The organism is Streptomyces sp. NPDC101160 (assembly GCF_044768205.1).
GTDB lineage: Bacteria > Actinomycetota > Actinomycetes > Streptomycetales > Streptomycetaceae > Streptomyces.
This window is the reverse complement of sequence record NZ_JBIWPJ010000001.1, coordinates 1,050,073-1,074,823: the sequence shown is the minus strand read 5'-3', so window position 1 is coordinate 1,074,823 and position 24,751 is coordinate 1,050,073. Positions and strand designations below refer to the sequence as shown.

The window sequence follows — 24,751 nt, the reverse complement described above, 5'->3', positions numbered from 1 at the left end:
TCGGCCAGGTGGTGGCTCCGCGGCTGCACGGGAGAGCTGTTCCGATGCCGGCGTCGGGGTGTCGCGGCCCGCCGATCGGGCTTGTTGGGTCCTGATTGCCAGTTATGTGGAGGCGTCTCATTCGATCCCTGGTCGCCGTCGGGCTGGTCCTGGCCACGACTCTCGGGGCCGTCCCCGCAGACGAGACTGTCGCGCAGCAGACATGTAACGCTGCTGACGGTCATCGCCTGGCGGGTTCCTTGGACCGGGCGAAGAAGCTTTACGAGTCGGTGAAGGTGAGCGACGGTGAGCAGCAGTGCGCCGTGGAAGGCCTCCGGCTGGTGAGCGAGGCGGTTCAGGACGCGGCCGAGCTGGTCACGGCAGGTCAGCTGCTGATCCGTGCCGGCGATCTTCCTGGAGCCCGCTGCAAGTTCGACGCGGCCCTGGAGATCGATTCGGGGAGCGCCGCTGCAGCCGCCGGAATCGCGCGGGTTACGAACCTGGAGAGTCAGCCCTTGCCGACGGCGGTGTCGAACGGTGACCGCTTCTACAATGACTGGGCACTACCGCTGGGCCGCCTTGTCGTGCTGGGCGCGATCGGATTTCTCATCCTCTACGCGCTGGCGGGCCTGTGCTCACGGTGGTTGGTGAAGGTGGACGCGGTCGTCTGGCCTACGTGGATCCGGCGAACCGCGGGCATCTTGGGCACAGTCCTGTTGGGCGCGGCAGCGATCATGGCACCACTGTTCGCCATGTTCAGCCCCTTTACGCCGACCTGGGGCGAGTGCCGGCTTGGACAGCTGGTGATCGCGGTCGTCGGCTTTGGTGCCGCGGGGCTGGCGGTCTGGGCCGCAGGCAAGGCGGCATGGCCACGTTGGCGTGCACTGCTCGTTGCCCTTGGCGTGGCCACAGTGGCCGGGATCCTCACGGTGCAGCTGGCCGACGGGCTCAGCTTCGACGTCCGTCTCATGTTCGTGCACATCACCCTTACGGCGCTCGGTGTGCTTCTGACGGCCGCGGCGTGGGGTCAGAACCTGCGTCTACAGGTCGAGGTCCAGAAGGCAGACGGCGGAGTGAGCGCCGCTTCCTCCGACTACCTCCTGGCCCGCATGAAGGGCTTGGGAACAGAGACTCCGCAGTCTTTGCACAAGGCCACCTCCACACCGGGCGCCACCCCGCTGAGCCAGATCCCCGTGGACGAGCTCAGCGTTCTGCCAGCGGGGAAGATCGTCGGAACTCTCACTCGCTTGTTCTTCGCACTCCGGCCCGACCTCACCTGGCGCGCCCGGGTGACCCTCGTGGATGACAACCGTGTGGCGGCCTCTCTGTCCCGCAACGGCCAGCACGCCGCGGGAGCCGTGTTCAGCCGGCCGGACCTGCGTCTGCCGGAGGACTCGGACCAGGAGCGGGCCACGGCCCAGATGCTCACCGGCGCAGCTGCCTTCATCCTCGTCCAGCTCAGCGCCGTACACGAGGAGCTGCGGGACGGCCTGTACGGCGCCTCTCAGTGGCGAAGCGTGGCACTACAGGTGATTGCGCGCAGCAAGTCACTGCTTGCCGAGGACGACCGGGTCACTGCCCAGATGCGACTGCTTGCCACGGCCGTCAACGAAGACCCGGGAAACGAACTTGCCAGGTTCGAGTACCTCTGGGCAGATCATGAACACCAGGCGTATGACACGACCGACTACGAGGCGTTCGCTCGGGCCATCGACCGGCATTACAGGCAATCTCACGTCTCGAAGGTGGGCGACGGAGAAGAGGGCTGGATGCCACTGAAGTTGCGCATCCTCTACAGCAGCGCCACCCAGTGGCTGAACGCATACAGTGACGGCAAAGGCACGGCCGCGGAGCGCAAGGCCATGCTGAGCAGCGCCCGTAAGTCCGCCACCGAGCTCGATCGGCTGTGCGACGCTGACAAGGTCTCCTGGAAGGGGACCGAGCTACGGCGGCTGCAATCCCTGATGCATCCTCATGCCCGGGTCGTCGTCGCCTGTCTTGACGCTCTGCAGAACATCAAAACGGGTACCACCACGGGACAGCACCCTCACGACGGGCCCCCCGCTACACCACGACTTGCCTACGACCACGCCTGTCTGCACATGTTCCTCGCTCGGCGTCCCGCTCAAGGAGACACAGCTCGCCGACAACAGTGGGGGTACGCGATCGAGGACCTGCGGCGCGCCGTCGTCACCGAGGGCGACAAGAAGAGCGCTCAAGGCGACCCGTGCTTCGCGGAGCTGCGGTCGGATCCCCGCTTCCAGGAACTGGTTCGACTCCCCGTCCCACCGAGGGCCCATACGCCCTCACTTTGGGAGAGGATCGCCAACCGCGTTGTCTCGCCTGCCGCGCACACGGAGGCGTAGGTGGCCGGGCTGGACCAGTTCGGCCTCGTCGAGGGCAGGGGCCCTGGGCATGTTCTTAAGCACGTGGTCCGCATCAAGATCGCGGCGAACAGCCCGTTCGGTGGCCGGTAGCGGGCCGCATAACACGATTCGACTACTGGGAAGATATCGAGTTCGGATTCTGAGCATGAATATGTCGCTGCCTGAGTTTTTTCCTCAACTGAAGAGGCATCATGGAGTCTATGTGATGCGTCAGACGTACGAAGGGACGTGTGCATTTCTCGACGGATACGAGCAGGGGTCCGGTCAGTTCATTCTGAAAGATTTTCATAGCTGGCTCGTTCCGCGCGGAAAAGGGCGCCCGGAGCTTTACTGGCCGCATCTGGTCCTCTGCGAGATTTACGCAGATGGTGCGCTGCCGGACATTCGGTACTTCACTTCCGAAGAGGACGCCGAGGCCGTCTCGGTTCTCTTTGAGCTGCTCGAGGAGTTCTTCGTATGGTGTAAATCGAGGTGAATGCGTGGTGGGATGGCGAGCACATGGATGAGGTGTGACAAGCCAGTCGCTGGAAGGCCTCCCGGACGAGTCCTGGTAGCCGTCCCGGCGGTGCTATCCATTGATGCCGGGGTGGCGGCGTTCGGGTGGCCGGGAGAGGGCTCGGTGCAGGATCCGGACGCATGCTTCTCGAAGAGCGCACGCGTCGGCGGATGGAGTATGTCGTTGCGAGCCACCTCCACCGCGACTGGATCTGTTGGTGCGCAGGGTGCCTTCTCCGGTATTCGGTTCGGTTCCAATGCGGCAGTTCGTGGATCCCCACGTCGGCCCACTCCGCCCCAAGGGTCTCAGGTGGTGTCGTCGTGGGGGAGCCTGGCGGACCTTGAGCCGCGTCTGCCACTCGATGCAGGGTGAGTAAGGTGCGGAGACAAGATCGTGGGCCGGAGCCGCCCGGCGCTCACAGGCGGATCGTCATAGGCGGAGGCGACGGCAAGCGGCAATGGATACGATACCGGGGCCAGGTTCGGGGTTTTCGATCTCGCTACGACCTGGCGGAGCAGCCGCTCAGATGCCCTGGCGGTGGGCGAGGAGGCGCTAAACGCACCGTTCCGGAGCTATGGGCCCGGTCAGGTCAGTCTCATCCCAGCATGCAGCGTCCCCCAGGCGACGCCGGCGACGTAGGCTCGAGTTGTCCTAACGGAGGTTGGTGGACACGAACAAGGGCAACCCGCAGCGGCAGGTGCGGTTGAGCTTCCTGGGCTGATCGAGCCGATCCAGATCGTCCTGGGTGCGCGGCACCACCATGGACGAAGTCGAGCGGCCGTATGACGGCTGCGAAGAGGGTGCTCGGAGTACGCCGGCTGTCGCGAGTGAAGGCGGCGATGACGTCGCCGGCGTCAGCGCGAGGACGTCCCCACGGCCGCTGCGGCCATCGGCGGGCACATCATCGACTGGGCGGACGACTGGGAGGTGTCCGGCGCCACCGACCCGATGACCCGTCCCAAGCTCGGTCCGTGGCTGCGCGACGAGCCGGGCAAGTACGACGGGCTCGTCGCCGCGGCCGTCGACCGACTCGGTCGCAACGTGGTCGACTGCCTGAACACCAGCTACAAGATGCGCGACGAGGGCAAGCTCCTCGGCGTGGAGTTCTGGGTCCTCGCACGGGCTCGCAAGTCCTGCATGAGGTCGGTGTGCCGGTACACGACATCCCGCCGCAGAGCCCTCTCGGCGATCAACTCCGAGGCGGTCAGCTTGCCGGACTGCGAGTGGAGTGGCGTGCCGGCCAGAGCACGAGACACCAGGTGATCCTCCTCGCGTCCGTCCACGGATTTCCGCGCCCTTGGGCCCACGTCGGCCCGCCTCGTTCCGGCCAAGTGGAGGTACGCGCGCCTGCGGCCCGGCGCCTCCGCTTCAAGGGGCCCACGTGCGCAATCTTGAACATGTCCCTGACAGGCAGGGGTGGCCGCTATCCGGGGAAGGGTTCCGCGGGGCCCGACGGCTCGGTGGTTCCCGGTCAAGGTGTTCGACTCCTGTTCCCCGGCTACCAGCGGTACCGCAAGCTATCAGTCGTCGCCTGGGTCAACCGACCGGGCGCCCATGCAGCAGGCCCGCGGCCCACAGGGTCGTGAGTGTCGGTGACCGTCGAAACCTGGAGGGGCCGTGTACGGGGGTAACGGCAAAGCGCGGTTAACCGCGTGGTCGTGGTGGCGGTTCAGCGTGTCCGCGCTGGCTACGGTAATGGTGGTGGCGCTGGCGCAACTTGCGGCCGTGCCGACGGCGTCCGCGGCAGCGGTGGCGAGGAAGGTGCCCCGGAACCTGCCGATCCTGTCGATTCCGTCGGCAGGCAAGCCGGGCCCGCGGGCCGAGCCGAGGCAGCCGAAGGCCGACTTCGCGCCCTTGGCCACGGGCAAGCATCCCCGGTCCGACGCGCGCAGAAGAGCGCTGGTGGCGGACGCTGCACCGCAGACCAGTCTGGTCTCGCCTGTCGATGGCGCGGTGGTGGGCTCGGAGACACCCGTGCTGCAGGTGGCCGCGGCCGGTGACGGCGTGCTGTATTGCTTCAAGATCTCCACCGGGTTCGACGGCCGTTCGGGCAGTGTGGTGGACTCCGGGTGCCTCGATCAGCCGCAGTGGACGGTCCCCAAGCACGTGTTGCACGACGGCGGCCGCTACACCTGGACGGCCGCCACCGCGATGTCCGGCGGCACGGAGGCGACGGCGCCCTTGTGGGTCGGGCACTTCACGGTCAACCAGCGGGTGGGAGATCCGGGACCGGCGCCCACCGACCACCTGGGCCCTGTGACGGTCAACCTGTTCAACGGCAACGCGCACGTCGAGGCCGCCGGGCCGGCGTTCCAGACCGTCGGCGGATCGGCCGGCGTGAGCTTCGCCTACAACTCCCGGCAGGGCGCCCCGCACGGTGTGCGCGCCTCGTACTTCAACGACCCGCGGCACGCGGGTACCCCGGACGCGATCCCGGTGATGGTGCGCGGCGAGTCGCAGGTCAACCTGGACTGGGGCACCACGTGGACCGGCAACCCGGAGAACCTGCCGTGGCGGGACAACCCGATGCCGCCGGCGCTGGACAAGAACTGGTTCGTCGTGCGCTGGGAGGGCCTGTTCAAGGCCCCGGTCACCGGCGACTTCCGGTTCGGCGGCGCGCACACCGACGGTGCGCGGGTCTGGCTGGGCGACAAGCTGGTGTACGACAATCCCGACGCCGCCGACCCCGGCGACGACTTCCTGCTGCCCGGCCCGCACCAGAACAGCGAAGTCGCGCTGAAGGCGGGTCAGCTGGTGCCGCTCCGCGTCGAGCTGTACCACCACACCGACCAGCGTCCCCGTATGGTGCTCTGGGCCAAGAGCAGCGTCGGCGCCGATGACCAGCGCAGTCACAACCTCGAACCGCGGATAGTACCGACGGAGTGGCTCTTCTCCGCGGACTCGCAGTCGCTGCCGGCCGGGTGGACGCTGTCGGCGCAGTCCAGCGGCTACAGCCACGCCGAGATGCTGGACGGCTCGGTGGTGCTCACCGACTCCGCCGGCGGCAAGCACACCTGGGCCAAGGTCTCCGCGGGCGGCTTCACCCCGCCGGCGAACGAGGACGGTGTGCTCGCCTTCGACGGCCAGGGCCGGGTCACGGTCACCGAGGGCGAGACGGTGTCGGTGTTCAACCCCGACGGCACGCTGGCCGCGGTGGAATCGGTCCTCGACGGCAAGAAGCCCGCGGCCCTGCAGTACCTCTACAGCGGGACGCCGCCGCGGCTGACCCAGATCAAGGACCCGGTCTCCGGCCGGTCGCACCGGCTCTTCTACAACACCGACGGCAGCGACAGCTGCTACGGCGGGGTCACCCGCCCGCCGGGCTCGGATCCGGCTCCGGCGCAGATGCTGTGCCGGATCCGGTACTGGGACGGCACCGAGACCCGGCTGTGGTACCAGATGGGCACCCTGGCCCGGATCGAGAACCCCGGCGCGGTCATGCAGGACTTCGACTACGTGGGCCGCGCCTCGGCCAAGCAGCGCTACGACCAGGCGGGTGACAACGAGGAGGAGAAGCAGAAGGCCCTGGACAGCATCGGTCCGCTGGCCACCCTCCGCGGCAGCCTGGCCTACGACTGGGTGGCCCACCAGGCCCCGTCCGAGGAGAACGGCTGCACCAACACCGGTGACGTCGCCGCCGCCTGTACGGTGATCGGCTACGACGCCGTGATCGAGCAGCCCCAGGAACCGCCGGTCCAGCGCGCCGTGCAGGTCCTGGCCCCGGCTCCGGACGGCCGTTCGAGCGCGAAGCGGGCCGAGCACTTCTACCAGTACTACCTCGAGCGCAAGCAGGCCACCGTGGCGCTGGCCGGGGTGTACGACTCCACCCGTTCCCGCACCGTGACCTACGACGACGCCGGCCGCGCGTTGGTCAGCACGGACTTCACCGGGGCGAGCATCTCCGCGGAGTGGAACGCGAAGGACCAGGCCACCGCGTCGGTGGACAGCGCCGGCCGGCGCTCCACCACGGTCTACGACCACGCAGACCGGCCCGTCGACAAATACGGGCCCGCACCGACGTCCTGCTTCGACGGACAGATCCCGACACCCGCGTGCGCGGCGAAGGTGCCGCACACCCGCACCACGTACGACGAGGGACTGGCGGGGCTGTCGGCCGCCTTCTACGACAACCCCGAGCTGTCGGGGGTGCCGCGGGAGTTCGCCACCGGGGTCGGTACTGCGGACGGGGCGCTGTCACGGTCGTGGGGAGCGAGCCCGCCGGTGGCGAACACCGGTGGCTGGTCGGGCCGGTTCACCGGTGAGATGCAGTTCCCCGCCGCCGGGGACTACGGCCTCGGGTTCACCGCGGTCGACGGGGTCCGCCTGTGGGTCGACGACGTCCTGACCGTCGACAGCTGGGGCGACAAGTCCTCCACCGCGGTCACCGGCACGTACACCAACGCCACGGCCGGCAGCTGGCACCGTGTGCGCGTCGACTACTACAACCGCTCCGGCACGACCGGGGCACTGGCCTTCACCTGGACCCCGCCCGGCGCCGGCGCCCCGGTCCCGGTGCCCGGGACGAAGCTCGCGCCCCGTTACGGCTGGGCGACGGGCACAACTACGGACGACACCTCCGGCGGCGACACGGAACGGGCGCCGTCCAAGCACGGTGCGACAGGCTATTCCGACCCGGCCGCGGGCATCGACCCGGTGTACGGGATCCAGGTGTCCGCGACGGCCGACCCCGGCGGCCTCAACCTCACCGCCCGCTCCACCTACGAACGGCCGGGCACGGGATACCTGCGCAAGCTGGCCGAGGCGTTACCGGCCGGCGACGTCACCAACCCCGACCGGCGAGGCACCACCAGCTACTACGGCGACAACGAGACCCGCGCCAACCCGTGCGACCCGAACGCCCCGGCCGCCAACCAGGGCGGCATGACCAAGACGGTCACCGGCGCCAAGCCGGGCAGCGGGCCGGCGCTCACCAGCGAGACGGTCTACGACGAGGCCGGTCGCATCGTCGCCGCGCGTGTCAACGACGAACCGTGGAGCTGCACCAGCTACGACGCGCGAGGGCAGGTGACCAAGAGGGTCTTCCCGGCCTTCGGCGGCCAGCCTGCGCGCACGGTCACCTACGACTACGCGGTCGGCGGTGATCCCCTCGTCTCGAAGATCGGCGATGCGAGCGGTTCGATCACCACCGTGATCGACCTGCTCGGCCAGGAGGTGGCCTACACGGACGCCAACGGCGTCACCTCGGTCTCCACTTACGACCAGGTCGGCCGGCTGACCACCGACACGACCACGGTCAAGGGCGTGTCCAGCACCGTGTCCTACGCCTGGAACGCCGCCAACCAGCTGGTCACGGTCAAGGTCGACGGCACCGTCGTCGCCACCCCCACTTACACCACCGCTGCAGAACTGGCCACGGTCGCGTACGGCAACGGATCCCGCCTGGACGCGCTGACCCGCAACGACGCCGGCAAGCCCACGGCGCTGACGTGGAAGACCGTGGCGTCCACCGTGGTCGACACCGTCACCCGCTCCCGGGACAACCGCATCACCGACGAGGCGGTCACGGAGGACGGCAAGAACAGCGCGGCCTACTCCTACACTTACGACGCGATCGGCCGGCTCGTCGCCGCGACCGTCCCGCACCACCGGCTCACCTACCGGTTCGATCCGGCCGACGGATGCGGGCCCGCCGGGAACGCCGGGCTGAACACCAACCGCACCGCGTCCACCGACAGCCGCGACGGCGCCGCCGCGGTCACCACCCGCTACTGCTACGACGCCACCGACCGGCTGACCTCGACCAGCGGCGGCCTCGCGCTGGCGTTCGCCTACGACGCCCGCGGCAACACCTCGAAGGTCGGCGGCGACACCCTGGGGTACGACTCCACCAAGCGCCACGTCTCCACCACCACCGCGACTGGCACCGCCATCTCCTACACCCGAGACCCGGCCGACCGGCTGACCAGCCGGACCGTCACCGGTGCCGCCGACATGTCGCAGAACGGGACGACCCGCTACTCGTACACCTCCGGGCACGACGACGCGGACCTGGTCCTGGACAAGGACGGCGCCCTGCTGCAGCGGATCGTGTCCCTGCCCGGCGGCGTACTGCTGACCAAGAGCTACGACCGGGCCGCCACCACCAACTGGTCGTACCCCAACATCCACGGCGACGTGCTGTTCACCGCCGACGGCACCGGCGCCCGCACCGGTGCCCTGCACCTGTACGACCCGTTCGGCCAGAACATCGACCCCGCCACCGGCGCGTTCGCCGACATCCCGATCCCGGCCACCGCGGCCGGCGGCATGGACTTCGGGTGGCTGGGCCAGCACGAACGGCCGGTGGAGCACCTGGCCGGCCAGCAGGCCATCGAGATGGGCGCCCGCATCTACCTGCCGGTACTGGGCCGGTTCCTACAGATGGACCCGGTGGCGGGCGGATCGGCCAACGACTACGACTACGTCAACGCCGACCCCGTCAACGGACTGGATCTGGCGGGGACGTTCTCCTGGAAGTCGGTGGTGCACGTGGCCACCACCGCGGCCGAGGTGGTGGCCTACGTACCCGGCCCGGTCGGGACGGTGTCCTCAGGGCTGGCCGCGGCCGGCCAACTCGCCCAGGGCAACAAGGCCGCCGCGGCCGCGGACGCGCTCGGCATGATCCCCGGCGGCAAACTCGCCGGAGCGGTGGCCAAGAGCGCCGCCAAGGAGGCCTCGACCCTGGGCAAGGCCGCCACGGCCGTCGAGAAGTGCAACTCGTTCTCCCCGGACACCCTGGTGGAGATGGCCGACGGCAACATGAAGCCGATCAGCGAGATCCAACCGGGCGAACAGGTCAAGGCCACCGACCCGGCCACCGATGTCACGGTCGGCGAGCCCGTCGCGGGAGTCATCGTCGGCCACGGCACCAAGCACCTGATCGACATCGGCGTCGAGGGCTCCGGAGCGGCGACGATCACCGCCACCGCCGGCCACCCCTTCTGGGTCCACGGCCGCGGCTGGGTGGACGCCGGGGACCTCAGGACCGGCGACCTGGTCCGTGACCCGTCGAGCGTCGAGCCCCTACGGGTCACCACGATCCACGACCGCGGTGAGGTCGCCGACCAGACCGTCTACAACCTCAGCGTCAGCGGCATCCACACCTACCACGTCCGAGCCGGCGCCAACTCCCTCCTCGTCCACAACGCCGCGTGCCCCCTGCACCCGAACAACCCCGTGAAGGAGTGCCCCTTGTGCCAACTCAACGGCGGGGGGGAAAAGCGAACGGTCGACACCGTCGGGGAGCACAAAGCAGGGGCCGAGGCGACCAGGGCTCAGACCAGCGCACCAGTGCAGGGGATGAAGGCCCTCACCGACGCCGGTCACGACCTTGATCCGTTGGGCCTCAACGCGGCGGTGACCGCCAGCGCCGGGGCCATGTGGCTGGGAGGCAAGGCAACGAACGTGTGGAGGAAGTTCAGAAGGTAGCGGAACACCGTCCGAATCCTCGGCCGCCCGTCGTTCGACCGGTAGACGCATCACGAAAGGACCAGGCGCGTGACCAGATCCACCACCAGAACCAGAGCCAGAAAGAGAAGATCGCTGTGGCGGGCGGCGCTCGTCATCGCCGCGATGCTGGGCGCAGCCATGGGGGCCGGCACCGCTCCGGCCGACGCCGCACTGGTCCAGCTGACGTTCACCAACGTCAGCAACGGAAAGCTGCTGGACGTCCAGAACGGAGACTACGAGGACAACGCGGCCATCTCCGTCAACCCGGCGCCGGGGTCCGCCACCACGTGGCGCATCAACACGGGCACCACCTTCGGCTCGGGGTTCGCCATCGTCAACACCACCACCGGCAAGTGCATGGATCTGACCACGGCCCGTTACCAACTGCGGCAACAGCCCTGTGACGGACGCACGTCCGAACAGTGGTACTTCCAACCGATCGACGGATCGGCGAAGAAGGCCTTCAGGATCCGCCAGGTCGGCGACAACACCTGCCTGACCGTCCAGATACCTCCCGCCACCGACAACTGGGTGTACACCTACCGCTGCGACAACACGCCGTACCAGCAGTGGACGGTGCCCACCTCGGTCTACCAGACGGCGTGGAACACGGCCGTGGACTACGCGGCCGCCCGGTGCAACAAGGACACCGCGACCTGCTCGTGGTCCACGACCAGCCAGACACCGCCGTTCACGCTGCCGGAAACGTGCGTCTCCCCGATCTGGTTCAACGACACCTCGACCACGATCCCGTGGGAGTTCACGCTGAACACGACCACGGGGTGGACCAACACCATCGGCTTCAAACTGGGAGGAAGCCTCCAGGTGAGCGGCGACATCGGCGTCGCCAAGCTCGAGCTCACCGTCACGGCCGAGGTCAACGGCGCAACCACCCTGGACCTCAAGCAGGAAATGGGCAACAAGCTGACCGTGAGCGTGCCCCCGCGCCAGTACGGGTGGGTCACGTTGTCCGAACTGGCCACCAAGGCAACCGGCACCTGGACCTTCGACACCCAGGGCTTCCCCTGGACCGCCGACGACACCATCACGGTGCCCCTCAAGTACGACGTCAACGGCGGTGCGAGCATCTACAGCGCCCGCACCCGGACGACGTTCACCAACTGCGCCGGAGTCTGACCCCGAAGGGGGCAGCGGAAGGCGCAGCGGCAAGAAAGCGAGCCGACGGCTCCTGGGACTCGGCAATGCGATCCCAGGAGCTCTCGGCGTTCAAGGGCGCCGTCAGCTGCGGCGCCCGGTGACGTGGCCGCCGTCCACGCGCAGACCACGGCCCAGGGTCTTGGAGAAGTGCCGAGGTGGGCGGCTCGCGTGTTGGGCACCGGATGTGACGGCTTGTCGACTGCGGCGGGCCCAGCTCCGCCATGCCCTGAGAGAGGCCCCTGAAGTCCCTTCCGGACGAAAGAGTCAACGCCGTGATCACCGACCCGCCGTACAACCCCGGCGGCCATACGAGCTCGGAACGCATCGGACGGGCCGCGCGCCAATTACGTCACCAGCAACAGCACCCACGGCCTCGCCAACTTCCCCGGTGAGAACCGCGACCAGCGCTCCTACCGCTCCTGGCTGACGGGAATCCCGTCGGGATCATGCGGCAGCTCGTACAGGTCTGCCCCGAAGGCGGCGCCGTCCTCGACCTCTTCACCGGAAGCGGGTTGTCTTGCTATATGGACGGGAAGCTGTCTCGCTTCGCATGGTGACGCTCGGAATGGCGAGAACTTCCATGGCTGCGATGGAACTCGACTTTTGGGAGCCGGCGGGCGCACGTGGATCGCTGTGTGGTTGTCCGGCGAACCTGGCTGACCGCAAGGCGGCAGCCCAGGCAGGTCGCGGGCCAACGCCGGAAGTGCGAATCGGCTTCCGGCTGGCGGACTTTCCCCGGCCGGCTCATGGTCGACCACGTCGGCCGACACGCACTCGCCGAACGGGCGCTGTGCGTTCATGGGTTTCGCCGTCGACGGCTCCGCTCCTGACTTCCGCGCCGCGGGCGAGCAGATCCCCTTCGTCCGACTGGAGGTCACTGGCCGCTGACGTGCTCCTGGCGCGATCGCCTGCGACATGGCCTACTCGGCCCGGACGGACGCCCAGATGCGGTCCGACAGAATCCGGGCCGCCGTGTTGAGGTCGATGTCCTCCGGGGTGGCGAGCCAGCGGTGGGCGGCCACCGCGACCGGGCCGACGACCAGGACCTCCAACAGCGGGCCGGGGAGGGGTGCGATCTCGCCCGAGTCGACCCAGCGCCGCAGGTGGTCGGCGACCCGGGGGAAGTGGTCCGGTTCGACACCGCGGGCCCGGTCGGCGTCGACGGCCAGATAGCTGGAGTACGCCGAGCCGTGCAGGTAGCGGGCCACGGCCGGGTTCTCCTGGATGAAGCGCAGGTACGTCGTCACGAACGCCCGGATACCGGTACGGGCGGTCCGGGCCCGGTCGACGGAGGCGAGCGCCGCCGTGTACGTCTGCCCCAGACAGTGCCCGTACAGCGCCGCCGCCAGGCCGTCGAAGCTGCCGAAGTGGTGGTACAGGCTGCCCAGGCTGACCTCGCTCGCCTTCGTCACCGCGTTGACGGTGAACCCGGCCTGCCCCGACGTGGCGAACACCTCCAGTGCCGCGGTCAGGAGGCGTTCGACGGTGGCCTCGCCACGGGACTGCTTTGCCATGGAGGGAGTATAGGCGCATCAAGAACTGAAATATTTTTCTAGAAACAATCTCCACAATGATGGGTCGCCGGACCATACTGCGACCATGGATGATCTGTTGATGAAGCTTGTCTCCGCCGCCCTCACCGGTGGGCTGATCGCCCTGGCCGGATACGCCGGCGCCGCGCGCCGCCGCCGGCAGGCCGCCCGCGCAGAAGCTGCCCCGAACTCCTCCGAGGACCCGACTCAGGCGCTGCTGCGGCATGCTGAGGAAGCCGACCGCGACCGGGACGAACTGGCCGCCCAGGGCCGGCTTGCCGAAGCGCTCGACCACGCCCGGGAGTCCGTCGACCACTGGACCGCCCTCACCCAGGCCCGCGTCGGCCGGTTCCAGGCTGAGCGGCAGACCGCGCTGCGCCGTCTCGAGGAGCTGCGCAGCCGCGCCGGATCGGCCTGAGCGCGGAGGGGCCCCCGTGGCCACCGCCAACTGGACCGTCCGCAGCCGGGCCCCGGCCGGTCGTGGACCTGCGCCGCGGGGAGGCCGCCGGCATGGCCGCCGTGCACACGGTCGCGTTCCGGCATCGTCGAGCAGGGCCGAGCCGATGGGGCGCCCCGTCAGTCGTGTCGACTACGCGGCGGGTCGATACGCCGGGGGTGGACGGTAACCCGTGATCTCCGGGCCGCCTCGGTGGGCAGCAGGGTGAGGTCGTTGCGAAGCCGTCCGTCGGCGTGAGTGGTCACGCCGACGGACGGCTTCGTCATGTCCGGGCAGGGGGCGGGGGATTCGCGTCGAAACCCGGGGAGGACCGAGAAGTACGGAGCACCGGCCCGAGGCGGAAAGGTCTGAGGCTTCTGCCCTGTGCGGTGTGGTCGACGGCTGCTGAGTCGCAACGCTGCAGAGCGGTGCTATGTCAACACCGTTGACCGGGCTGGGCATGACTTGTCTACGATCTGCCATACCGCCAGGCCAGCCCCGCATCCTTTAGGGAGTGCCGTGATTGCCCCAGAGCCGCAGACCGTCGTCGGGCCGGGTTTCACCCCCGCCCTCGGCTTCGCCTTCGAGGTCCGTGCCTTCCTCGCGCCCTCCCTGCACATCGGGCACGGTGCCGGCGAAGTCACCGAGTACATTCCCATCACCGGCGGCAGTGTCGATGGCCCCCGCCTGCGCGGCACTGTCCTGGCCGGTGGCGGCGACTGGTGCGACAGACGCGGCGGCGTCTACCAGCTCGATGCCCGGTACCTCCTTCAAGCCGATGACGGTGCGGTCATCGACATCACCAACCGCGGTTACTACCACGAGGACGACCCGACGGCCCCCGCTCAGTACGACGGCGCCCTGCAGGTGTCCGAGGCAGGTGTGTACTACAGAACCTCCCCCGTCTTCCGCACCGCCGCCCCCGCCCATCTCTGGCTCGCCCGCACCGTCTTCATCGGCCTCGCCCGGAGATGACTCCGAAGTCGCCATCCGCTTCTACTCCGTGACCTGACCGCCGCACATTGATGCCTGCGGTGTTGTGGTGGGCGTTCGCGGCGAGAACGACGACCGCGATGACCAGGCCGAGAACGTCCACCGCCAGAGAAGCTCTGCGGCGGCTGGACCTGACGCCCGGCGCTCCGACAGCGGCGGGTCGGAATTCCAGCCTGCCCGGTTCTGGCTCTTGCGCAACATTCCGTGGCGGGGCTAACGCATGAGAGTTCAACGAACGGGGATTACAGCTGGGTGAAGAGCAGGGGGTACGGCAACGCTTGGTACCGCGGGCGGCTGCCCCACTGGTTACGGGGACTGCTCGTCCTCGCGGCCGGGTGGGGCGTCCTGTTCTGCGGTCAGCAGGTCGCTGAAGGCTACGGAGCGACCACGGAGTACCGCGACTCACCGGTCTGCCAGGGCGAGGGCCGGAGCGGGGACGGGGAAGAGGGGGAACGGTGCGTGCGGCGCGAGGCGGGCACGGTGCTCGACCGGCGGACGGGTGAGCGCTGCACGTCCAACGGCACGAGCGGCGGTACGACGGGAGGCGCCACCACCGGAGGCATCACTGCCGGAGGCGGGATGAACACCGCCGGCGGCGCCACCGGCGGTGTGACGGCCGGCGGGGTGACCACCGCCGGCGGCGGAGGCGGCGGTACGACCTGTACGACGTTTTACGACCTGAAGGTCCAACGGCCAGGCAGTACAACCTGGTTGGGCGTGGCGTCGGAGACGTACGACGACGCCAGGAAGGGTGATCACGCCGAAGTCCGGCTGTGGCAGGGGGACGTCGTGGAGCTGAGGGTTCGCGGCCACATCGACTCCTACGCGCCCTCCTCGCAGCAGGCGGTTCTCCCGTGGCTCGCGTTGGGTTGCCTGATCCTGGCGGCCGGTGCTTGGGCCTTGGTGAGCGGGCGCCTCTCCGGCCTCTTCGCCTTCCCCAACTTCGGCTTGCTGTTCGTGGCCGTCGGGGTGGGCTGGCTCGGCTTCATGGCACTGTTCGGCGGCCACCCCGTGGTCTGGGTGTTCGCCATCGTGTGGACAGGCTTCGCGGTCTTCTGGACCGTGGGTGCCTGGCGGGACGGGTAGCAGCCCGTTCGAGCTTCCGGCGACGGGACCGCTGCCGGTGATGGCTTTGGCCCTGGAAGCGGCCACCGGCCTGAATGAGCAGCGCGGGATCAGGAAGTCCTGCCGGAAGTACTCGAGCAGCAGGGCGATCCGTGTCGAACTGGAAGTAGAAAAGAAGGAGTTGCGCGTGGGATCGTGGGCCGAACCACACCCGGGCCTCGGCCTGGCGCCAAGGTCGCCCGGACAGCGCTCGTGACTATTCTGAGGGTTGTCTTAGCGGAGGTTGGCGGGCACGAACAAGGACAACCCCGCAGCGCCAGGTGCGGTTGAGCTTCCTGGGCTGGTTGAGCCGATCAGCATTCCCCTCACGCTCCGGCGAAACGGGAGAAAGGCGCGCGGCACCACCGTGGAGGAGATCGACCGGCCGTGCGGCGGCTGCGGAAATGCGTGCTCGGAGTGCGCCGTCTGCCGCGGGTGGAGGCCGCCGAGGCCTCGCCCGAGCGGGGCTTCGTGACACGTCAGTTCGATCCCGCTCCCGCCTCGGACGCCCGGGCCGTCGCGAAGATCCGGTCCAGGTGGTGATGGAGTACTGCGGTCGCCGCCTCCGGGCTCCGCTGGCCCACGAGGATGCTGGTGCCCATGGTCGCCGCCATCGCGAGCAGGCTGATCGCCTCCGTCCGCGCGTCCGTGTCCGGGTCGGCCAGGCCGGCCCTCTGCGCCTGTTCGAGGAGTCCGGCCAGGGCGTTCTCCGCGGCGTCGGGGTTGTCGATGAAGGGCTGCGCGGCCAGCGCCTCGTCGGTCACGGACAGGATCGCGTAGGAGCTGTACAGCAGGTGGAACGTCCGGCTCTCCTCGTCGGTCGGCAGCGAGGCCAGCAACAGCGCTTCCACCGTGGCGCGCGGGCCCGGGTCGGGGCCGGCGGCGGCCAGGCGGGCACTCACCCTCGCGGTGAAGCGGTCGGTCAGGTGCCGGAGGCCGTAGAAGAGCAGCCTCTCCTTGGTCTCGAAGTAGTACTGCACGAGCCGGAGCGACACGCCGGCCTCCGCCGCCACGTCCCGCATGCCGACGGCGTGCAGCCCCCGGCGCCCCGCCACCTGTATGAGCGCCTCGGCGATCTGGGCGCGCCGCTCCTCGTGATCCACGCGCTTCGGCATTCCGTCTCCGCCTGTCGATGGTTGGTTCGCGCTCCGCAACCCGGACCCCTTCATGATACCGATGTACCACATGAGTGATACGGTCGTACCACGAACACCGGATCCTCACAGGAGGTGCCGCCGTGCCCGAGAACACCGCCCGCGCCCGCCGCGATGTCGGCCGCTTCGTCAACGACACCCTGCGCGACCGCTACTTCGCAGCCGCCGACGTTCTGTACTCGATGGGGGCACCCGCCCGCTCCGAGACGGACGTGGAGACCAGCTTCGGCACGACCCACGTCTATCGCTACGGGCCCTCGGACCCCGCCGGCGAGTCCCGCACCCCGATCGTCCTGATACACGGCGCCGGGTACAGCTCGGCCATGTGGTACCCCAACACCCCCGGCCTCAGCCTCGACCGCCCCGTGTACGCCCTCGACACCCCCGGCGACGCGAACCGCAGCGTCCACCGCGAGCCCATGTGGCAGCCCGAGCGTGCCGCGCAGTGGATGGACGAGGCCCTCGCCGCGCTCGGCCTCGACCGGGTCCACCTCGTCGGCTCCTCCTACGGCGGCTGGCTGGTGCTCAACCAGGCCCACCGGCGGCCCGGACGGCTCGCCTCGGTCACCGCCCTCGACCCCGGCGGCCTGGAGAAGGTCGGTCTGCGCTTCTTCGCCTGGATCTTCGTGAGCCTGTTCGCCACCTTCGCCCCGAAGGCACTGCGTCCCCGGCTCGCCAAGTGGCTGGACCAGCCGGTCATCGACGTACCCGAGATGCGCACGTGGGTCCGGCTCGGCGCCCGCGCGTACCGGATCCGCCGCCCCGCACCGCTGCCGCTGACCGAGGATGCGCTGCGGTCCATCCGGACCCCGCTCTACGTCATCATGGGCAAGCACAGCTTGCTCGTACACCCCAAGCGGCAGCTGGAACGCGTACCGCGCCTCGTCACCGGCGCCCGCGCCGAGATCGTCACCGCGACGGGGCACGGCCCGCAGATCGACCACCCCGACGTGGTCAACGCCCGAATGCTGTCCTTCATGGAGGACGTCGACTCCCGCGACCCTGCTCCGGTCGAAGCGTAGGGCTACGGCAGGAGGAGAGGATGCCGTCGAACCGCTCGTCGGCGAGCGGGTCGGGGAGGTCGGCGCGGGAGATCAGGTGGTCGTAGCCGAGGCCGGCCGCGTAGTCGGCCTGCCCGGCGCGCCACCGCCACCGTCACCGCCACCGTCACCGTCACCGCCACCGTCACCGCCACCGCCTCCGCCACCGCCTGCGCCGGCGCCGACGATGCGTGCGGCGCCGGCGCCGGGGACGTCGTACGTCCGGCTCAGCCGATGGCGGGTTCGACGAGGCCGGCTGCGACCAGGCCCGCGAGGCCGGTTGCCAGTCCGGCGGGGTCGGAGCCCGCGTGCTGGGCGTACTGCTCCTGGATCGCGGCGAGTTCGCGGCCGTCGCAGAGGGCGTAGATCAGCCAGGCGTGCTGGTTGAGCCAGTGGAACTTCGCGGTGTCAGGGGCGAAGGCCAGCAGCTGGCCCTGCTCCGGCAGGGGGCAGACGGCGACCGGCTCGATCTTGCGGTAGCCGCGCGGATCCGGCTGCGGCACGTGCGGAGCGGAGCTCGCGACGGGCTCCCGGGCGGCCTTCGTCCGTACGGAAGGCGCCAGGGAGGCGGCGGCGTCCATCAGCCATTCGACGAAGCGCCGTCCGGCCGGTGTCAGTGCCTCGCCGTGTACCTCGAGTGCCTGCTGCCCGAGGTAGGCGGCCCGTTCGGCGCTCGTGGTGTACCCGCCCTCCACCGCGGCCCGGCTGCCCGGGGTGGGCACGCCGACGTCCTCGGTGACCGGCGGCTCACCGAAGCGCTCGCGGAGTCCGGCAGGGGCCTCGCCCGCCGCCGCGAAGAACAGCACCATGTGCGCGTACACGTGCAGCGCGGCCAGCACCCGGGTCAGCGACCACGGGGTCAGCCGCCAGGGAATCTGGATCTCGTGGCCCGGGTCGGCGACGAGCGAGCCGGTGCGCAGGACGTCGAACTGCTTGAGATGCAGTCCTTCGTGCAGCAGGATCTCCGCGGTCATCCACGGATCGCGCAGGTGCTCCGGTGCGATGAACAGAGCCGAGGGCAGCGGATCGCCGCCGGAGAGCGAGTACAGCTCACCGTCGTCGCTCTCGGCCCGGGCCAGACCCACCAGCGAGATGTGCGGGAAGACCCCCGACCCGGCGTACGGCAGCAGTTCGGCCAGGAGTTCGGCGCCCCGGGAGAGTCCCGCGAGCAGCTCCTCGTCAGGGCTGATCCGGCGAGCCTCGCGCATGTCGGAGAAGGTCCCGTCCTTGAGCTCCTCCAGCCGCCGGGCGAGCGGGAGTCCGGCCGAGCCCGGCTCGACCTCCGTCCACACCCAGCCGACGCCACGGCTCGCCCAGGGGCGTCGGCGCGGAGTCATGAGGCGTTCGCACGGCCCCAGCCCGTCCTCGGCGTCGAGGTCGACCTCCGCGAGGTGTGACGCGAACTCGCTCGGGTCGTCCCGGTGGTTCTCCAGGGCGAGCAGGTCGTCCTCGAAGGCGTTCCTCAGCACCGGGTCGTAGAGGAACGGGCGCAGCGCGGCGTCGTCGGCCTTGCCGAGCCGCTCGAACCGGTCGGCCGCGTCGGGGAACCGGCGGGCGAGCACCGTCAGGCCCAGCCGGTAGCGCGCGATGTTCCTGGCCTCGATCGCGTCGGCGGCGCCGAAGTGCGGGTCCGCTCCCAGGATTCTGTCTATCTGTGTGTACAACGGCGACAACGTGCACCTCGTGAGGCGTGGGGACGGTACGGGTGAGGACACGGCAGGCCGGCCGCCGGAAGTCCGACGACCGGCCTGCCGCGTTACGGGTTACTTCGCCGCACCGACCGGCGCGAGGTAGGGCGGGTACCAGGCGCGCTCGTACTGGGCGTCGGTGGTGATGCTCGGCGCCGACTCGGCGGCCACTCGCATCTGGGGCATTTCCACGGTCTGGGACGGCATGTCGTCTCCTTGCTCCACACCCGGCAGGGTGTTCACGGTCAATCGGTCCGCCGGATCAGCCGCCGCGGCCGTCCCGCCGCGTGGCCACCATCGCCACGGAGCGGGGGGCTTACGCCTCGGCGTCGTCTCCAGCACTGATGAACCTAGGTTCGCGGGACGTGCCGGTGTGTTCCTCACGTGCAGGATCGCTCCACGTTCCGTGCAAGGCGCTCCCGTGCTTACGTTTACGCCTCGCCCGCGACGCACGCGGGACCACCGTCCTTGTCCACGCGGGCAGTCGCCGGCCCGGCACCTCCAGGCTCCCCCTCCCCGCGACCTCCGGAGCCGCTCCGCAGGCTCGTGACACGCGGAAATATCCTGCTCCCGCGCCGCCTTGACCTGGCATGATCACATCGCGCCAGCGCGCGACCGACGTCGGCGCGGACGGGAGCGCCGGCCGTGCCAAGGGGGAGGACAGTGGAGTTCCGTCTTTTGGGGCCCGAAGAAGTCCTGCACGAAGGTCAGCCCGTTCCGATATCGGCGGCGAAGCATCGGGCGCTGCTGACCGTGTTCCTCCTGCGGTCCGACCGTGTCGTCATGACGGAGGACCTGATCGACGGCCTGTGGGGAACGAACCCGCCCAAGACCGCGAGAACGACGCTCCACAACTACATCCGACGGCTGAGGAAGGTCCTCCTGGCATGCGGATCGGATCCCCTGCTCACCGAGCCGGGCGGGTACGTCCTGCGCCTGGAGTCGCACTGGCTCGACGTCCATGCCTTCGACGATCTGGTGGCACAGGCCGAAGGCGCACAGGAGCGCGGCGACCTCGTCGCCGCCTCCCAGTTCCAGAGGCGGGCCCTGGGGCTCTGGCGCGGCAAGGCGCTGGAAGGAACGGCGTCCCGGTATCTCGCCGAAGTGGAGGCGCCTCGTCTCGAAGAGGCGAGGCGTTCGGCGTTCGAGAAACTGATGGACATCGACCTCCGCCTCGGTCACCACAACGCCCTGTTGGGTGAGATGCGGCGCGAGCTCGCGCGGGAACCGCTCAGGGAACGGCTGCGGTCGCAGTACATGCTGGCGCTGTACCGGGCCGGCCGGCGCGCCGACGCGCTGGACGTCTACCGTGAGGGACGTCGGGTCCTCGTCAAGGAGCTCGGTCTGGAGCCGGGCCCCGCGCTGCGCGAGATGGAGCGCGCGATCCTCGCCGACAGTCCGGCCCTCGCGGCACCGACCGCAGCCGCTTCCCGTGCCGCCGCCTCCCGGAGCGCGGAGCAGGTGCCTCCGCCCCGGCAACTCCCGCCCGACACCGCTCATTTCACGGGTCGCGACGCCCACCTGCGAGCCCTCGACGAATGGGCCGGGGCCTCGGGCACCCACGGACCGATGGTCATCACCGCCATCGACGGGCAAGGCGGCATGGGGAAGACCGCGCTCGCGGTGCACTGGGGGCACAGCGCCCGAGCGCGGTTCCCGGACGGGCAGCTCTACATCGATCTGCGGGGCTACGCGACGACCAGGCCGGTCACGCCCGTGGAGGCGCTCGCGAGCTTCCTCTACGCGCTCGGGGTCCCGGCGGAGCGGATCCCCGACGATCCCGACCGTGCCGCGGGTCTGTACCGGACCCTGCTGGCCGAGAAGCGCGTCCTCGTCGTCGTCGACAACGCCCGCAGTGCCGACCAGGTACGCCCTCTGCTTCCGGGCTCCCCGGGGTCCCACGTGGTGGTGACCAGCCGGGACGTACTGGCCGGCCTGGTGGTCCGCGACAGCGCCCGCCATCTCAGAGTGGACGCCCTGACTCCGGAAGAGGCCGCGGAGCTGCTGGAACGTCTCCTCGGCGCGTCCGTCGTGGCGGCCGAGCCGGAGGCGACGGCGGAGTTGGCCCGACTGTGCTGGTACGTGCCCCTGGCGCTGCGGGTGTCGGCCGTCAACGTACGGGAAGCCGGCGGGGACCGCCCGGTGGCCGGCCACGTCGATCGGCTGCGCGACGAGGACCGGAGACTCGCCGCGCTCAGCGTGCCGGACGACGAGGCCAGCAGCCTGCAGGCGGTCCTCTCCCTGTCCTACCTGTCGCTGTCACCCGACGCGCGCAGGCTCTTCCGCCGCCTCAGCCTCGTCCCCGGACCCACGATCACGGCGGCCGGCGCCTCCGCATTGCTCGGGCTGCCCGTCGCACGGACGTCGCAGCTGCTCAGGCGACTCGTCGCCGTCCATCTCGTCGGTCAGACCGACCCGGACGCGTACGGCCTCCACGACCTGCTGCGGCTGTTCGCCGAGAGCTGCGCGGCGGCGGACGAGGGCCCTGAGGAGCGTGCCGCGGCCCTTCGGCGCCTCTACGACCACTACCTCGCGGGCGTGCACGCCGGGGCCCGGCTGCTCTATCCGGAGAAGCTGCGCGCGTTCGCGCCCGGACAGGCGGCCGGGCGCGCGGACGAGGGGAGCGTCGTCGACACGGACGAGGAGAGCGTCGTCGACACGGCCGCGAGCTCCTGCCGAGGCGTGGAGGAAGGCACGGTCGGCACCCTGGTTCTGCCCGATCAGACCGCGGCACGCCAGTGGTTCAGGCGTGAGCACACGAACCTGGTCATCGCGGCCCAGAGAGGTGCGGCGCTCGGCCTGCCCGCCGCCTCCTGGGAGTTGTGCGACGCCCTGCGCGGCTACTTCTGGCTGGTCAGAACGGGCCCGGACTGGGTCTCCGTGGCGGAGGCGGGGCTGGAGGCGGCGCAGGGGGCACACCACACGATCGGCTCCGCCACCGCCCGCCTGAGCCTCGGCGACGCGCACCGCAGCCTCGGCCGGTACGAACGCGCGGCTCAGTACTACGAGGCGGTGCTGGCAGACGCGGAATCCGCTCACTGGGCGGAGGGCAAGGCCCAGGCACTCAACAACCTGGGCCTGGTCGGCATCCTCACGGGGAAGCTGCGCGACGCGCTCCAACGCTACGAGGCGGCCGTCGACGTCCTGCCGGCGGACCCGCGGTGGAACCTGCTCCGGCTGAGCATGGAAGGCAACATGGGCCTGCTCCGCCAAGAACTGGGGGACCTGCGTCAGGCCGAACGGCACAACGCCGCGGCACTCGAACTGAGCCGAAGCATCGGCTCCAGAGGAGCAGAAGGAGTCACCCGGGGCAACCTGGGCCAGGTCCTCGGGCTCCTGGGGCGCTCCGAGGAGGCACTCGAGTGCCTCACCGAAGCCCTCGCCGTCCACCGGGAGCTCGGCAACCGCGGCAGCGAGGCGGAAACCCTCCGGGGGCTGGCCGACTGGCACCGTGACAGAGGCGACCACTGCACCGCCCTGGACCTCGCCCTGGCCGCCGCGGCTCTGGCAGACGAGATCGAGGAGAGGCGTCTTGCGGCGGCCGCCCTCCAGACCGTGGCGTCCGTCCGCGCCGCTCTCGGGCAGCTCGCCGAAGCCGAGGAGATCTACCGACGGGCGCAGGGCCTCGCCGAACAGACCGGCGCCCGGCACACCGAGGCGGAGATCCTGATCGGCAGGGCCGGGGCCCTCCTCCTGCGGGGCGATCTCGCCGAGGCCGACGCGTACGTCCGGCACGCCCTGGAAAGAGCCCGCCGCGAGGGCTACCGCATTCTCGAGGGGAAGGCTCTGACCGTCATCGGCCGCCTCCGCCTCGCCGAGGGGCGACCGGTCGAGGCAGCCGGGCACGCCGAGCACGCCGTGTCGATCCTGGCGGAGATCGGCCACCGGCCCGGCACGATCGCCGCACAGGAGGTGTTGTCCCGCGCCCGCTCGCTGGCGCCGGACACCCAGGCCGAGGAGTCCGGCGCGCCGGAGCCGTCCGCATGATCTCCCGCGCCCGGCGCTCTCCTCCGGGCCCCGGCGAGGCGGTCTTGCGACGGCGCACGCCGGATTCGCCCCGTCAGGCGGCGGCCCGACCGGGCGGTGCGGGTTCCGAGGCTGCCGCGCGGTGTCCGGCGGTTGCGCGGTGTTCGGCTGTCGCGCGGTGTTCGGTGGGGCTGATTCCGTATGCCTCGCGGAAGGCCCGGCTGAAGGTGCTCGGATTGGTGAAGCCCCAGCGTGAGGCGATGACCTGGACGCTGAGGTGGCGCAGATCCGGACGGGCGAGGTCGGCGTGGCAGCGTTCGAGGCGGCCGCGCCGGATGACCGTCGCGACGCTGGCGGGTTGCCGGCTGAAGAGGCCGTACAGCGTACGCAGGGATATGTGGTGCCGGTGGGCGATCGTCTGCGGCGTGAGGTCCGGGTCCGCGAGATTCTGGGCGATGAAGCCGTGAACGCGTCTCAGCAGTGTCTGCGCCCGGGTCTCGTCCGTGCCCGTCTCCAGGACGCGCAGCTGCTCGGCCAGACAGGCGGTTGCCAGATCGAGAGCGACGGCGCCCATGCTGGTCTGCTCCTCGGGCCGGCAGCCGGCGCCGTGCTCGAGCAGTGTGGCGAGAAAGGCGGCGAGGACGGCAGCGCTGCCGCTGCCCGTGGAGATCGGCCGCGCCAGGAGCAGCTCGACGTGATCCCGTCGCAGGGCGAGTGAGGCGCGGGGTATGTGCAGGACGGCGGCCCGCACCTGGCCCTCCGCTTCCGCGGGACGGACGGCTGCCGGACATACGGGGTCACTGAGCACCAGAGTGCTCCGGGGCGGCGCCTTCGTGCCGGACGGGGCGCCCGGGCCGCTCGCTTCGGTCATCCATGCCAGCCTGTACTCGTCGGGGCCACCGCTCGGGACCGGAAACAGCGGGGTGTCCCGGCTTCCTGGCGGGACGTCACCCGCCGTCAGCCGCACCGGTCCCAGGCCCAGACTCCTGATGCGGGCCCCGCCGTCGGAGGTCTCGCCGGCATAGACCTCCTCGTGGGCAACTTCTTCGGCGAGGACCTCTTCCCGGACATCGAGCCGGTGTCCGGTGCCGCGTGCCCGGGACACGTCGGACAGGACTTCGTCGGACACCTTCTCGCGGAAGGACTCGAATCGGCCCGCCGCTGAAACGACAGGAGCCGACATGCTTGACCAGCCCACCCATTCCCCCATTTCCCCACTGCGAAAGCAGCCGTTCCTCTCCGGCGCGCTCCCGCCCGTCGGCGGGGAGCGACATCCGTCGACACCGCGTGTGTCGGAGGCGGGGACGGCAGACGGGCGGATCACGCGTCTGCCGCGCCTGCGACCAGTGGTGCTGCGTCAAGGATCACC

16 protein-coding genes and 1 pseudogene are annotated in these 24,751 nt (G+C 69.9%); 12 read left to right on the top strand and 5 right to left on the bottom strand.

All coding sequences use genetic code 11. The features are described from left to right. The first annotated feature begins 239 nt into the window (after nucleotides 1–239). The 6 genes and pseudogenes from ACIRSU_RS04705 to ACIRSU_RS04680 form a co-directional block, all read left to right on the top strand. Complete coding sequence (locus tag ACIRSU_RS04705; protein ID WP_403789192.1) at nucleotides 240–2,345, top strand: hypothetical protein; 2,106 nt, start codon at nucleotides 240–242, stop codon at nucleotides 2,343–2,345. A gap of 166 nt (nucleotides 2,346–2,511) precedes the next feature. After that, nucleotides 2,512–2,841, top strand: a complete 330-nt coding sequence (locus ACIRSU_RS04700) for a hypothetical protein (protein ID WP_403789190.1) — start codon at nucleotides 2,512–2,514, stop codon at nucleotides 2,839–2,841. Nucleotides 2,842–3,750: 909 nt separating this feature from the next. Beyond that, nucleotides 3,751–4,125 carry a recombinase family protein gene (locus ACIRSU_RS04695; protein WP_403789399.1) on the top strand — a complete coding sequence of 125 codons (375 nt, stop codon included), beginning with the start codon at nucleotides 3,751–3,753 and terminating at the stop codon, nucleotides 4,123–4,125. Nucleotides 4,126–4,764: 639 nt separating this feature from the next. Beyond that, nucleotides 4,765–10,290, top strand: coding sequence for a PA14 domain-containing protein (locus tag ACIRSU_RS04690; protein ID WP_403789188.1), 5,526 nt, complete (start codon nucleotides 4,765–4,767; stop codon nucleotides 10,288–10,290). Nucleotides 10,291–10,359: 69 nt separating this feature from the next. Next, nucleotides 10,360–11,448 carry an RICIN domain-containing protein gene (locus tag ACIRSU_RS04685; RefSeq protein ID WP_403789186.1) on the top strand — a complete coding sequence of 363 codons (1,089 nt, stop codon included), beginning with the start codon at nucleotides 10,360–10,362 and terminating at the stop codon, nucleotides 11,446–11,448. A gap of 260 nt (nucleotides 11,449–11,708) precedes the next feature. Then, a pseudogene (locus ACIRSU_RS04680) lies at nucleotides 11,709–11,904 on the top strand (site-specific DNA-methyltransferase); the annotation flags it as partial. A 485-nt stretch (nucleotides 11,905–12,389) separates the two neighbouring features. On the opposite strand, the gene ACIRSU_RS04675 reads toward ACIRSU_RS04680, so the two are convergent. Beyond that, the gene (locus ACIRSU_RS04675; RefSeq protein ID WP_403789184.1) at nucleotides 12,390–12,983 is read right to left on the bottom strand and encodes a TetR/AcrR family transcriptional regulator; all 594 of its coding nucleotides are present in this window, start codon (nucleotides 12,981–12,983) and stop codon (nucleotides 12,390–12,392) included. Between the two features lie 85 nt (nucleotides 12,984–13,068). Here ACIRSU_RS04675 and ACIRSU_RS04670 point away from each other — a divergent pair, with 85 nt between their 5' ends. From ACIRSU_RS04670 to ACIRSU_RS04660, 3 genes are all read left to right on the top strand, one after another. Then, nucleotides 13,069–13,419 carry a hypothetical protein gene (locus ACIRSU_RS04670; RefSeq protein ID WP_403789182.1) on the top strand — a complete coding sequence of 117 codons (351 nt, stop codon included), beginning with the start codon at nucleotides 13,069–13,071 and terminating at the stop codon, nucleotides 13,417–13,419. 537 nt (nucleotides 13,420–13,956) lie between these two features. Continuing rightward, nucleotides 13,957–14,412: a DUF3237 domain-containing protein gene (locus tag ACIRSU_RS04665; protein WP_403789180.1), complete on the top strand. Its 456-nt coding sequence runs from the start codon at nucleotides 13,957–13,959 to the stop codon at nucleotides 14,410–14,412. A 477-nt stretch (nucleotides 14,413–14,889) separates the two neighbouring features. Beyond that, entirely contained in the window at nucleotides 14,890–15,516 is a 627-nt protein-coding gene (locus ACIRSU_RS04660) for a hypothetical protein (RefSeq protein ID WP_403789178.1), read from the top strand. Nucleotides 15,517–16,013: 497 nt separating this feature from the next. Here the strand turns inward: ACIRSU_RS04660 and ACIRSU_RS04655 are convergent, their stop codons facing one another. Continuing rightward, a complete protein-coding gene (locus tag ACIRSU_RS04655; RefSeq protein WP_403789176.1) occupies nucleotides 16,014–16,649 on the bottom strand; it encodes a TetR/AcrR family transcriptional regulator in 636 nt (211 codons plus the stop codon). A 122-nt stretch (nucleotides 16,650–16,771) separates the two neighbouring features. Here ACIRSU_RS04655 and ACIRSU_RS04650 point away from each other — a divergent pair, with 122 nt between their 5' ends. Beyond that, entirely contained in the window at nucleotides 16,772–17,710 is a 939-nt protein-coding gene (locus tag ACIRSU_RS04650; RefSeq protein WP_403789174.1) for an alpha/beta fold hydrolase, read from the top strand. A gap of 245 nt (nucleotides 17,711–17,955) precedes the next feature. Here ACIRSU_RS04650 and ACIRSU_RS04645 read toward each other — a convergent pair whose 3' ends face one another. Continuing rightward, nucleotides 17,956–19,392: an aKG-HExxH-type peptide beta-hydroxylase gene (locus ACIRSU_RS04645; protein ID WP_403789172.1), complete on the bottom strand. Its 1,437-nt coding sequence runs from the start codon at nucleotides 19,390–19,392 to the stop codon at nucleotides 17,956–17,958. Nucleotides 19,393–19,491: 99 nt separating this feature from the next. Further along, a complete protein-coding gene (locus ACIRSU_RS04640) occupies nucleotides 19,492–19,623 on the bottom strand; it encodes a hypothetical protein (RefSeq protein WP_403789170.1) in 132 nt (43 codons plus the stop codon). 438 nt (nucleotides 19,624–20,061) lie between these two features. On the opposite strand from ACIRSU_RS04640, the gene ACIRSU_RS04635 reads away from it, so the two are divergent. Further along, on the top strand, nucleotides 20,062–23,403 hold the full coding sequence (locus ACIRSU_RS04635; RefSeq protein ID WP_403789168.1) for an AfsR/SARP family transcriptional regulator: 3,342 nt from the start codon (nucleotides 20,062–20,064) through the stop codon (nucleotides 23,401–23,403). Nucleotides 23,404–23,476: 73 nt separating this feature from the next. On the opposite strand, the gene ACIRSU_RS04630 is transcribed toward ACIRSU_RS04635, so the two are convergent. Continuing rightward, entirely contained in the window at nucleotides 23,477–24,253 is a 777-nt protein-coding gene (locus tag ACIRSU_RS04630; RefSeq protein WP_403789166.1) for a helix-turn-helix domain-containing protein, read from the bottom strand. A 162-nt stretch (nucleotides 24,254–24,415) separates the two neighbouring features. Here ACIRSU_RS04630 and ACIRSU_RS04625 point away from each other — a divergent pair, with 162 nt between their 5' ends. Further along, nucleotides 24,416–24,547: a hypothetical protein gene (locus tag ACIRSU_RS04625; protein ID WP_403789164.1), complete on the top strand. Its 132-nt coding sequence runs from the start codon at nucleotides 24,416–24,418 to the stop codon at nucleotides 24,545–24,547. Nucleotides 24,548–24,751 lie beyond the last annotated feature (204 nt).